Origin of the sequence: Kitasatospora sp. NPDC057512 (genome assembly GCF_042802135.1) — a bacterium.
GTDB lineage: Bacteria > Actinomycetota > Actinomycetes > Streptomycetales > Streptomycetaceae > Kitasatospora.
In genome coordinates, this window is record NZ_JBHVET010000214.1 from 1 (window position 1) to 11,575 (window position 11,575).

Sequence of the window (11,575 nt, forward strand, 5' to 3'; positions counted from 1 at the left end):
ATGTACGCGGGCGGCCCGCAGCACAAGAACCACGACGCCCAGAACATCGCCCTGGTGGTCCCGCTGATGGCGGACGAGGCCAAGGTGGACCCGAAGAGCCGGGAGGACGCGCCGGACCGGGTCGCCGACCCGGCGGCCGCGGCCGCCGAGGCCTTCGCCGCGCTGCTCCGGGCCCGCGGCATCACCGTGACGGGCAAGGCCGGCCCGGCCGCCGCCGCGCCCGCCCCGACCTCCACCGGCACGGCGCCCCTCGGCGACGTCTTCTCGCCGACCGTCGCCCGGCTGGTCGAGCGCCTGCTGACCACCTCCGACAACCAGCTCGCCGAGGCGATCGCCCGTCAGGTCGCCATCGCCGCCCGCCAGCCCGCGAGCTTCGAGGGCGCCGCGGCCGCCGTCACCCAGGAGCTCACCCGGCTCGGCGTGCCGATGGGCACCGTGGTCCTCAACGACGGCAGCGGCCTGCACCCGGGCAACGCGATCCCGCCCGCCGTCCTGGTCCGACTCCTCGCGCTGGCCGCCTCCGAGCAGCACCCCGCCCTGCGCCCGGTGCTCACCGGCCTCCCGGTCGCCGGTTTCACCGGGACCCTCAACAAGCGCTACGGCTCCGGGTCCGGCGCCGCCGAAGCGGCCGGCCTGATCCGCGCCAAGACCGGCACCCTCAGCGGCGTCAACACCCTCGCGGGCACCGTCGTCGACGCCGACGGCCGCCTGCTCGCCTTCGCCGTCATGACCCGTACCGCCGCCCCCGCCGACACCGCCCGCGCCGCCATGGACCGCGTCGCCGCCCGCCTCACCACCTGCGGCTGCCACTGACCCGGCGCCGCCGTCGCTCTCCGACGGCCCCGGCCCTTCGGCGGGCGCGCGCACCGCGACGCCGCGCGCCTGCCCGCCGCCCACCGTCGGACGCGCCCCGGGTCCCCGCCGGCTCCCGGTCGCGGCCGGAGACCGGTGGGGCCGGGGCCCGTTGGGGAGAGGTGTTCGCGGCGGGTGGCTGCCGTTGGTGGTGGGGAGCACGTACGGTGAGGGCATGACGAGCGCGAGTGGCGGTGCTGACATGGTCGACTGGAACCTCGCGGTCGCAACCGCGACCAGGTTGGTGCGGCCGGGTCCGGAAGTGAGCCGGGAGGAAGCGGCGGCGGTGGTCGCCGAGCTGCGCCGGCACGCCCTGGAGGCGGAGGAGCACGTGCGGGCGTTCACCGGCATGCGTTCGTCGAGCCTGTCCCAGGCCGCGGCGACGCCGGTGCTGGTGGTGGACCGTCCGGGGTGGATCCGGGCCAACGTGGCGGGCTTCCGCACGGTCGTCCAGCCGCTGGTGGAGAAGCTCCAGGCGCGTCGGGCGAACAGCACGGCGGCCGGGGTGTTCGGAGCGGTGGGCGAGAAGGCGACCGGGATCGAGGTCGGGGCGCTGCTGGCGTTCCTGTCCACCAAGGTGCTGGGCCAGTACGAGACCTTCGCCCCGGCCGAGCCCCCGCTGGAGGCGCCGGACAGCCCGGCCGCGCTGTTCGACAAGCCGCGGCTGGGGCCGGAGGGCCCCGGGCCGGGCCGGCTGCTGCTGGTGGCGCCGAACATCGTGCACGTCGAGCGGGAACTGGACGTCGACCCGTCCGACTTCCGGCTCTGGGTCTGCCTGCACGAGGAGACGCACCGGACGCAGTTCACCGCGGTGCCGTGGCTGCGCGACCACATCCAGTCCGAGGTGCAGTCCTTCCTCGCCGAGACGGACGTCGACCCGGGCGCCCTGCTGGAGCGGCTGCGGGACGCGGCGGGTTCGCTCGGCGGTCTGCCGGGTGGCGGCAGTCGGGAGGGCGCCTCCTCCGGGAACCTGCTGGAGATCGTCCAGTCGCCCGCGCAGCGCGAGATCCTCGGCCGGCTGACGGCCGTGATGTCGCTGCTGGAGGGCCACGCGGACGTGGTGATGGACGGCGTCGGGCCGGCCGTGGTGCCGACGGTCGCCGAGATCCGGGAGAAGTTCCAGCAGCGCCGGGACCGCGGCGCCAACCGGCTCGACCTGCTGCTGCGTCGACTGCTCGGCATGGACGCGAAGCTGCGCCAGTACCAGGACGGCGCGGTGTTCGTGCGCGGGGTGGTGGAGCAGGTCGGCATGGAGGGGTTCAACCGGGTGTGGACCTCCCCGAACACCCTGCCCACCAAGGACGAGATCCACGATCCGGCCGCCTGGGTGGCCCGGGTGGCCCGCTGAGCGCGACCGTGGCGCGGGCGCGCCGTAGGCCGGACGGCAAGCGGCGCGCGCCGGTCAAACCCGCTCGTACGAGTGGTCCAATCAGGCCGACGACGAGTGAAGAAGCGTTTCTTCATTCACCCGAACGTGGGACGGTCGACCTGCCGGGGGCGCGGGTGGCGTAGTGGGTGGCCACTATCTGCCACCATCTGTGAGCGCCCGGTAACCGGGTGCTCATGCGGGTGCGCGGTCCCCGCCGCGTCCGCCGCACGTCCTGTCCCCCCTCCGTCGAGGAGTCGTCCGCCGTGGGTCCTCACCCCGCCGTCGCCGCGATACGCCTGGCCGTTCGCCGTACGCTCACCGACCTCGCCGCCGAGGCCGGTTCCACCTTCACCGCGCCCGTGCGCCGGCCCCGGGAGCGCCCGGCCGGGGCGCCGCTGGTGGGTGCCGCGGTCGGCACCACCCTGATCGGCAACGCCGCGCGCCACCCCTCCGGGCTGCCCCGCACCCCGGCCGCGCCCGGCTCGCCGCTGGTCCTGGTCGCGGTCAGCGGCGGCGCCGACTCGATGGCGCTGGCCATCGCCGCCGCCTTCGAAGCCCCCAAGATCGGTCTGCGGGTCGGTGCCGTCACCGTCGACCACGGCCTCCAGGCGGGATCCGCCGAGCGCGCCGCCCAGGTGGCCGACCGGCTGCGCAGCCTCGGCCTCGACCCGGTGGAGGCGGTCCCGGTGCGGGTCGGCCGCGCCGGGGGCCCGGAGGCCGCCGCCCGGGACGCCCGCTACGCCGCCCTGGACGCGGCCGCCGACCGCCACGGCGCGATCGCGGTGCTGCTCGGCCACACCAGGGACGACCAGGCCGAGACCGTGCTGCTGGGCCTGGCCCGCGGCTCCGGCTCCCGCTCGCTGGCCGGGATGCCCGCCCAGAAGGGCCGCTACCGCCGCCCGCTGCTGGAGCTGGACCGGGCGGCCACCCGGCAGGCCTGCGCCGCCCAGTCGATCCCGGTCTGGGACGACCCGCACAACTGTGATCCCGCCTACACCCGCTCCCGGGTCCGCCACGAGGTGCTGCCGGTCCTGGAGAAGCACCTGGGCGGCGGGGTGGTCGAGGCGCTGGCCCGCACCGCCCGGCTGTTCCGCGACGACGCCGACGCCCTCGACCAGTGGGCCTCACTGGCCGAACGCGACCTCCGTACGGGCGACGGCGCCCTGGACGCCGTGAAGCTGGCCGAACTGCCGCCCGCGGTGCGCCGCCGGGTGCTGCGCCGGGCCGCGCTGCGGGCGGGCTGTCCGGCCGGGGACCTGTTCGCCCGGCACCTGGAGACGATCGACCTGCTGGTCACCGGATGGCGCGGACAGGGCCCGCTGCACCTACCCGGGGGCGTCGAGGCCACCCGCAGGTGTGGCACGCTGGTCTTTCGGCGGCAGGGCGACTGACGGGCGAGGCATGCCCCGGGGGAGCCGACCGCCGGCCACACAGACCCCGAACGTTTGAGGACGTATCCCCGGTGGACCAGAACGACATGGGCGCTGACCTCGCGAAGGTGCTCATCAGCAAGGACGAGATCGACGCCAAGCTCCTGGAGCTGGCCGAGCGCATCGACCGGGACTACGCAGGCAAGGACCTGCTGATCGTCGGCGTCCTCAAGGGGGCCGTGATGGTCATGGCCGACCTGGCCCGGACCCTGCACTCGCAGGTCACCATGGACTGGATGGCCGTCTCCTCGTACGGGATGGGCACCAAGTCCTCCGGTGTGGTGCGGATCCTGAAGGACCTGGACACCGACATCGCCGGCCGTGACGTCCTGATCGTCGAGGACATCATCGACTCCGGTCTGACGCTGTCCTGGCTGCTCGGCAACCTGGGCTCGCGCGGTCCGGCCTCGCTGGAGGTCTGCGCGCTGCTCCGCAAGCCGGACGCCGCCAAGGTCGAGATCGACGTGAAGTACGTCGGCTTCGACATCCCCAACGAGTTCGTGGTCGGCTACGGCCTGGACTACGCGGAGAAGCTGCGCAACCTCCCCTTCATCGGGACCCTCGCCCCGCACGTCTACGGCGGCTGACGGCCCCGTTCGGGTTACGGGCGGGAACAGTAGGCCGTTCCCGCCCGTTGGACCCCCGGGGACAAAGAACCACAGCCGTCTCGCCGTGCTCCCGCCATGGGTGGGTCCGACTGCGGTACGGTCCAATAAACCGCTCTTCACATGAGCACCAATCGGATTGCGCCGCGGCCCAACAGCCCCCCGGCGCCGTTGAGTGGCAGGAGGGACGGGGCGGCAACGCCCCGCATGGATGGACGTCAAGCGATACTTCCGTGCGCCGATCATGTGGATCGTGCTGGCCGTCCTCGCCGTCATCGTGCTGATGCAGGTCGTTTCGGACTCCAACGGCTACAAGACGGTGGACACCGGTCAGGTCGTCGCGGCGATCGACGCGCACAACGTCAAGTCGGCGCAGATCACCACCGGTGACTCGAACACGATCAAGATCCAGCTGAAGGACGGCGCCACGCTGCCCAGTGCCGGAACGGGCAAGACCCCGTCCGGTACCAAGTTCCAGGCCTCTTACATCGGCGACCAGGGTGTCGCCATCGCCGACAAGCTCCAGGCCCAGGTCAACGACAAGGACTCGAGCACGCTCGCCGAGGGCTACACGATCAGCCCGGAGAAGCAGAGCACCTTCGTCAGCCTGCTGCTGTCGATGCTCCCGATCGTGATCATCGTCCTGGTCTTCCTGTTCCTGATGAACCAGATGCAGGGCGGCGGCTCCCGGGTCATGCAGTTCGGTAAGTCCAAGGCCAAGCTGCTCACCAAGGACACCCCGAAGACCACCTTCGCCGACGTCGCCGGCGCGGACGAGGCGGTCGAGGAGCTCCACGAGATCAAGGAGTTCCTCCAGGAGCCGGCCAAGTTCCAGGCCGTCGGCGCCAAGATCCCCAAGGGCGTGCTGCTCTACGGCCCGCCCGGTACCGGCAAGACCCTGCTGGCCCGCGCCGTCGCGGGCGAGGCCGGGGTGCCGTTCTACTCCATCTCCGGCTCGGACTTCGTCGAGATGTTCGTCGGTGTCGGTGCCAGCCGCGTCCGCGACCTCTTCGAGCAGGCCAAGGCGAACGCCCCGGCGATCGTCTTCGTCGACGAGATCGACGCCGTCGGCCGGCACCGCGGCGCGGGCCTCGGCGGCGGCCACGACGAGCGCGAGCAGACCCTCAACCAGCTGCTGGTCGAGATGGACGGCTTCGACGTCAAGGGCGGCGTGATCCTGATCGCCGCGACCAACCGCCCCGACATCCTGGACCCGGCGCTGCTGCGCCCGGGCCGCTTCGACCGCCAGATCGCGGTGGAGCGCCCCGACCTCCAGGGCCGGCTGGACATCCTCAAGGTGCACCAGAAGGGCAAGCCGATCGCGCCCGACGTCGACCTCTCGGCCGTCGCCAAGCGCACCCCCGGCTTCACCGGTGCCGACCTGTCGAACGTCCTCAACGAGGCGGCGCTGCTGACCGCCCGCTCGGACAAGAAGCTGATCGACAACGGCATCCTGGACGAGGCGATCGACCGCGTCGTGGCCGGTCCGCAGAAGCGCACGCGGATCATGTCCGACCGGGAGAAGAAGATCACCGCGTACCACGAGGGCGGCCACGCCCTGGTCGCGGCGGCTTGCCAGTACAGCGACCCGGTGCACAAGATCACCATCCTGTCCCGCGGCCGGGCCCTCGGCTACACCATGGTGCTGCCGGACGAGGACAAGTACTCCACCACCCGCAACGAGATGCTCGACCAGCTCGCCTACATGATGGGCGGGCGCGCGGCGGAGGAGCTGGTCTTCCACGACCCGACCACCGGTGCCTCGAACGACATCGAGAAGGCCACCGCGACGGCCCGGGCCATGGTCACCCAGTACGGCATGACCGAGCGCCTCGGCGCGATCAAGTTCGGCTCGGACAACTCGGAGCCGTTCCTGGGCCGCGAGATGGGCCACCAGCGCGACTACTCGGAAGAGGTCGCCGGGCTGGTCGACGAAGAGGTCAAGAAGCTCATCGACACGGCGCACAACGAGGCCTGGGAGATCCTGGTCGAGAACCGCGACGTGCTCGACAACCTGGTCCTGGAGCTCCTGGAGAAGGAGACCCTGAACAAGGAGCAGATCGCCGAGGTCTTCGCCCCGATCGTCAAGCGCCCGGCCCGGCCGGCCTGGACGGGCTCCGCCCGTCGCACGCCGTCCACCCGGCCTCCGGTGCAGTCCCCGAAGGAGCTGGCGCTCACCAACGGCGCCGCCTCCGGCGAGGCCGCTCCGGTGGACGTCGTGAAGCTCCCGCCGCTGCCGGCCACCGAGCCGCCGACCGAGGGCTGACCCCCCGCTCAGCAGGGAATGGATGCCGCGTCACCAGGGTTTGTACCCTGGAGGCGCGGCATCCGTGCTGTTCAGCCACAGTCTTCCGATACATAAGCGAGGCCCGCATGATCGACCCGGTGACCTTCGACGGTCCGCCCGCCGTCGGTACCTTCGACCAGAAGCGGGCCGAGAACGCCATCCGCGAGCTGCTCCTCGCCGTCGGGGAGGACCCGGACCGCGAGGGCCTGCTGGAGACCCCGGCCCGGGTGGCGCGCGCCTACAAGGAGATATTCGCGGGCCTGTGGCAGGAGCCCGAGGACGTCCTCACCACCACCTTCGACCTCGGCCACGACGAGATGGTGCTGGTCAAGGACATCGAGCTGACCTCGGTCTGCGAGCACCACCTGGTGCCGTTCCGCGGCGTGGCCCACGTCGGGTACATCCCGTCCACCAGCGGCAAGATCACCGGGCTGTCCAAGCTCGCCCGGCTGGTCGACGTCTACGCCCGCCGGCCGCAGGTGCAGGAGCGGCTGACCAGCCAGGTCGCCGACGCGCTGATGCGGATCCTGGAGCCGCGCGGGGCGATCGTCGTGGTCGAGTGCGAGCACATGTGCATGTCGATGCGCGGCATCCGCAAGCCCGGCGCCAAGACCATCACCTCCTGCGTGCGCGGCCAGCTGCGCGACCCGGCCACCCGGGCCGAGGCGATGAGCCTCATCATCGGTCGATAGGGCACCGGTCGGCCGTCCGACGGCCCGGGCTCAGGGCACCTCGTGCTCCGCGTGCGGCGGAGCCGGGGTGCCCAGCGCGTTGCGGCGCTCGGGCATCCGCAGCGTGACCATCCGGCGCCAGCCGTAGGCGCGGTCGTACAGGTGGAGCGCGCGCACCCCGAGGGTGATCAGGACGAGCTGCCAGCGCGGCCAGCGCAGGATCCGGGCCATCCGGGCGGTGACGGCGAGGCCGACGTCCCGGTAGGTGCGGACCTCGCCCCGGGCGCTGGTCTCCAGGGCGTGCCGGACGTACGGGCCGTGGCCCTGGGAGACCAGCCGCAGCAGCTCCTCGTGGCAGTAGGCGAGGTGGTCGTCCTCGTCGGCGGAGATCATCCGCATCGCCCGGCCGAGGGCGGGGTTGTCCCCGTACGCCTTGACCAGCTGCCGCATCTGCTCGGCGGCGCGCTGCTCGGTGACCCGGCTGTGCGCGAGGTAGGTGATGAGCTCGCGGTCGGTCAGCGGGACGTCGCTGTTCAGCCGCTCGTGCGAGAGGCCGATGCCCTGGCGCTCCAGCAGCATGCAGTAGTCGGTCTCGTCGGGCACGGGCACCTTGGGCAGGCCGCGCCGGTGCAGCAGCTGGGCGAAGATCCGGCCGTGCTTGCGCTCGTCGGCACCGTGCCGGGCGACCTTCGGGGCGAGGACCGGGTCCCGGGTGAGGGCGGCGATCCGCTCGTTCTCCCAGCCGCCCTGGTCCTCGCCGCCGGCCGCGATGCTGCAGAACAGCTGGTACGCCTGGTCGTTGCGGTAGATCTCGTCGAAGAGCGAGCGGGTGCTCAGCACAGTGCCTCCTGCGCGGGTCCGGGGGCGCCCGGCGGGGGCCGACGGGCGGTCGCGATACGTTCCCCCGGGCCGCCGGCCGTCCGGGCCGACCGGCGGGTAGTCACTCACCTGTCCTAGCCGCGTCCTAGCCGAGGTGCGAGCCCAGCCATTCGAGGGTGGCCGGCAGCTCCCTGGTCCAGCTGTCGAAGTTGTGCCCGCCGTCGTCCAGGTAGAGCGAGTCGATCTTGAACTGGGGGTTGGTCGCCGCGGCCTTGGTGGCGAGGTCGACGAACTGGACGGTCTGCGGGTAGTCCCCCTCCGTGCGGGTGGAGACCGCCAGCAGGTTGAGCGCCGGGGCCGGCAGGTTCTGCAGCCGCCAGCCGAGGTCGTGCTGCTGGGCCAGTGCCTTGTCGCCGTTGAAGAGGTCGCCGCCGGTGTAGTTGTCCTGGCGCACGGTGAAGTCGCCGTGCAGGCTCGCCGCGCTGCCGTAGACGTTCGGGAAGCGCATCGCCAGCCGCAGCGCGCAGCTGCCGCCGGTGGAGTAGCCGAGGGTGCCCCAGGAGCCGGCCGTGCGGCCGACCCGGTAGGTGCTGAGGACGGCCTCGGGGACGTCCTTGACGAACCAGGTCTCGGTGCGCGGCCCGCCGGGGACGTCCACGCACTCGGTGTCCCGGGACGGGACGACCGCCGGGCGGGCCATCACCAGGACGGTCGGCGGCATCCTGCCGGAGCGCTGCAGCTCGATCGCGGTCTGGGCGAGGGGCAGCTCGTGCAGCAGGTTCAGGGTGGTGCCCGGGTAGCCGGCGATGGCCAGCAGGACGGGGAAGCGGACCAGGGTGAGCTTCGGGTCGAAGTACGCGGGCGGCAGGTAGACGAACATCTGGTCGGAGAAGCCCGTCTCCTTGCCGCTCACCCGGACCGACTCGACCTTGCCGACCTCCTCGGGCGGGCCCTTCGGCAGGTTGGTGATGGTCTCCAGGCCGCCCTCGGCGCTGGGCTGGACCAGCGCGTCGGAGACCGGGGTGCCGCCCCTGTGGTTCTCGTTGCTGGTCAGCGCGAGCTTGGCGCCGCCCGGGCTGAGCAGGTCGTCCCAGGAGGTGTAGAACCCGAAGGAGTTGTTCACCGACAGCGCGAGCACGGCCAGGACCGAGGCTTGAACGACCGTCAGCAACCCGATCCGGCCGAGCACCGGCAGCGGACGCTGCGGCGCCAGCCGCGGCCAGAGCCACAGGGTCGTGACGACCGCCGCGGCGCCGAGTGCGAGAAGCGAGTTCACCAGCGCGTCGCTGGTCAGTTCCATGCCGTCGGCCTTCCGGTGGGACACTGTCGGTGCAGGCTTCATCGTCTGGCGGTCCGTCAGGCCGGGCCACCGTGGCTAGGCTGTCCGGATGCCCGGGCGGGCTGGTAGGGCGGGGAGAGCCGGAGGCAACCGGCGCCCTAGAATGCGGCGTCCACCGTACGTAACGCGTCCCGGAGGGTCCCGTCGCGCCGCGCTGCGGCGGGCCCCCGGCTCCCACCGCCGGCTCAACCCGCAGCGCGACCACGGCCCCGGTTTACCGACCGTTTCCGGGTCCTTGGTATGCGCATTGCCTGATGAAGGAATAGGCATGAAGGTCCATCACGCGTCCTCCCCCGGAGTGACCGGACACCGCACCGCAGCCTCTACGCTGAGCTTCCATGAGCGTTCCCGTGTCCGTTGAGCCGAGCCCCGAGCAGCCGCCGCGCCGTCGCCGCGGCCTGCAGACGCTGCGCAACCAGGCGTCCGCCGTCCCGAGGGCCTGGCTCCCCGGAGCGGTCGGCTACGCCTGTCTGCTGATCGGGCTCGTGGACATCGCCAGCGCGGTGTTCCCCAGGCTCCGGCACACGAAGGTGCACACCTTCGCGGGGCAGCTGCCGGGCGGCACCACCAGCCTGGCGGCGGTCGGCGCGCTGATGGTCGGCATCCTGCTGGTGCCGCTGGCGCACGCGCTGCGCCGGCGCAAGCGGCGGGCCTGGCGGGCGGTCTGCGTGCTGCTGCCGGTCAGCGCCGCGCTGCACATCGTGCGCTGGCACCAGATCGGCCCGGCGGTCGTCTCGCTGGTGGTCCTCGCCGTGATGCTGGTCCACCAGCGCGAGTTCTACGCCAAGGCCGACCCGCGCACCCGCTGGCGGGCGGTGGTCAACCTGGTCGTCATGGGCGTCCTCAGCGTGCTGCTCGGCCTGCTGATCGTGAGCACCCGGACGAAGTACGAGATCGGCCACCCGGGCCTGACCGAGCGCCTGCAGCACGTCGGGTACGGACTGTTCGGCTTCGAGGGCCCGGTCCGGTACAACAACGTCCGGATGTCCGACCTGGTCGCCTACCTGCTCGGCGGGCTCGGCCTGCTGACCGCCTTCACCACCGCGTACCTGGCGCTGCGCCCGGGCAAGCCGAAGCCCGAGCTGACCGCGGAGGACGAGGAGAAGGTCCGCGAGCTGCTCAAGCGGCACGGCGAGCGCGACTCGCTCGGCTACTTCGCGCTGCGCCGCGACAAGAGCGTGCTGTTCTCGCCCACCGGCAAGGCCGCGATCTCCTACCGGGTGGTCTCCGGCGTGATGCTGGCCTCCGGCGACCCGGTCGGCGACGTCGAGGCCTGGCCGGGCGCGATCAAGGTGTTCATGGCCGAGGCCCGCGAGCACGCCTGGGTGCCGGCCGTGATGGGGTGCAGCGAGGTCGGCGGCGAGGTCTGGACCCGCGAGGCGGGCCTGGACGCGCTGGAGCTGGGCGACGAGGCGATCGTGGACACCGCGTCCTTCTCGCTCTCCGGCCGGGCCATGCGCAACGTGCGCCAGATGGTCAAGCGGATCGAGCGCAACGGCTACTCCTGCCAGGTGCGCCGGGTCTCCGAGCTCACCGTGGAGGAGAAGTACCGGATCGCCGACGCCGCCGCCCGCTGGCGCGGCACCGACACCGAGCGCGGCTTCTCGATGGCCCTCGGCCGCTTCGGCGACCCGCTGGACGACGACTGCGTGGTGGTCACCGCCCACAAGGCCCCCGAGGAGGGCGAGGAGGGCGACGACCTGAAGGCCGTGCTGCACTTCGTGCCCTGGGGGCCGGACGGCATCTCGCTGGAGCTGATGCGCCGCGACCGCGCCGCCGACCCGGGCCTGAACGAGCTGCTGATCGTCGCCGCGCTGCAGGCGGTGCCCGCGATGGGCGTGCGCCGGGTGTCGCTCAACTTCGCGATGTTCCGCTCGGCGCTGGCCCGCGGCGAGCGGATCGGCGCCGGCCCGGTGCTGCGCGCCTGGCGGGGGCTGCTGGTCTTCCTGTCGCGCTGGTTCCAGATCGAGTCGCTGTACAAGTTCAACGCCAAGTTCCAGCCCGAGTGGGAGCCGCGCTTCCTGGTCTTCCCGAGCACCCGGGACCTGCCGCGGATCGGCTTCGCCGCGATGCAGGCGGAGGCCTTCATCACGCTCGGCATGCCGCGTTTCGGCCGCCGGCGCCAGCGCGAGGGGCTGATGCCGGTCCCGTCGACCCGCGAGGTCACCGAGGCCGCCTGAGGCCCGTCGCGGCCCTGCGGGGC

General features: G+C 72.4%; 9 protein-coding genes. 7 read left to right on the forward strand and 2 right to left on the reverse strand.

Translation table 11 applies throughout. The features are described 5' to 3' along the window. The 6 genes from dacB to folE all read left to right on the forward strand — a co-directional run. Positions 1-813 (forward strand): D-alanyl-D-alanine carboxypeptidase/D-alanyl-D-alanine-endopeptidase (gene dacB, locus ACFU6K_RS16505; protein ID WP_380663643.1); only part of this gene is annotated, 813 nt, incomplete at its 5' end. 214 nt (positions 814-1,027) lie between these two features. Continuing rightward, positions 1,028-2,200 (forward strand): zinc-dependent metalloprotease, encoded by a 1,173-nt coding sequence (locus ACFU6K_RS16510; RefSeq protein ID WP_049659916.1) that lies wholly within the window; start codon positions 1,028-1,030, stop codon positions 2,198-2,200. A 284-nt stretch (positions 2,201-2,484) separates the two neighbouring features. Beyond that, positions 2,485-3,612 (forward strand): tRNA lysidine(34) synthetase TilS, encoded by a 1,128-nt coding sequence (gene tilS, locus ACFU6K_RS16515; RefSeq protein ID WP_380663645.1) that lies wholly within the window; start codon positions 2,485-2,487, stop codon positions 3,610-3,612. Between the two features lie 71 nt (positions 3,613-3,683). Beyond that, on the forward strand, positions 3,684-4,238 hold the full coding sequence (gene hpt, locus ACFU6K_RS16520; RefSeq protein ID WP_049654051.1) for a hypoxanthine phosphoribosyltransferase: 555 nt from the start codon (positions 3,684-3,686) through the stop codon (positions 4,236-4,238). Positions 4,239-4,467: 229 nt separating this feature from the next. After that, a complete protein-coding gene (gene ftsH / locus ACFU6K_RS16525; protein ID WP_380663647.1) occupies positions 4,468-6,522 on the forward strand; it encodes an ATP-dependent zinc metalloprotease FtsH in 2,055 nt (684 codons plus the stop codon). Positions 6,523-6,629: 107 nt separating this feature from the next. Beyond that, the gene (folE, locus tag ACFU6K_RS16530; protein ID WP_049654054.1) at positions 6,630-7,235 is read left to right on the forward strand and encodes a GTP cyclohydrolase I FolE; all 606 of its coding nucleotides are present in this window, start codon (positions 6,630-6,632) and stop codon (positions 7,233-7,235) included. Between the two features lie 30 nt (positions 7,236-7,265). Here the strand turns inward: folE and ACFU6K_RS16535 are convergent, their stop codons facing one another. Both ACFU6K_RS16535 and ACFU6K_RS16540 read right to left on the reverse strand, forming a co-directional pair. Then, a complete protein-coding gene (locus ACFU6K_RS16535) occupies positions 7,266-8,054 on the reverse strand; it encodes a ferritin-like domain-containing protein (protein WP_380663648.1) in 789 nt (262 codons plus the stop codon). 124 nt (positions 8,055-8,178) lie between these two features. Further along, positions 8,179-9,333, reverse strand: coding sequence for an alpha/beta hydrolase (locus ACFU6K_RS16540; protein WP_380663650.1), 1,155 nt, complete (start codon positions 9,331-9,333; stop codon positions 8,179-8,181). A 377-nt stretch (positions 9,334-9,710) separates the two neighbouring features. Here ACFU6K_RS16540 and ACFU6K_RS16545 point away from each other — a divergent pair, with 377 nt between their 5' ends. Beyond that, positions 9,711-11,552: a phosphatidylglycerol lysyltransferase domain-containing protein gene (locus ACFU6K_RS16545; RefSeq protein ID WP_380663651.1), complete on the forward strand. Its 1,842-nt coding sequence runs from the start codon at positions 9,711-9,713 to the stop codon at positions 11,550-11,552. Positions 11,553-11,575 lie beyond the last annotated feature (23 nt).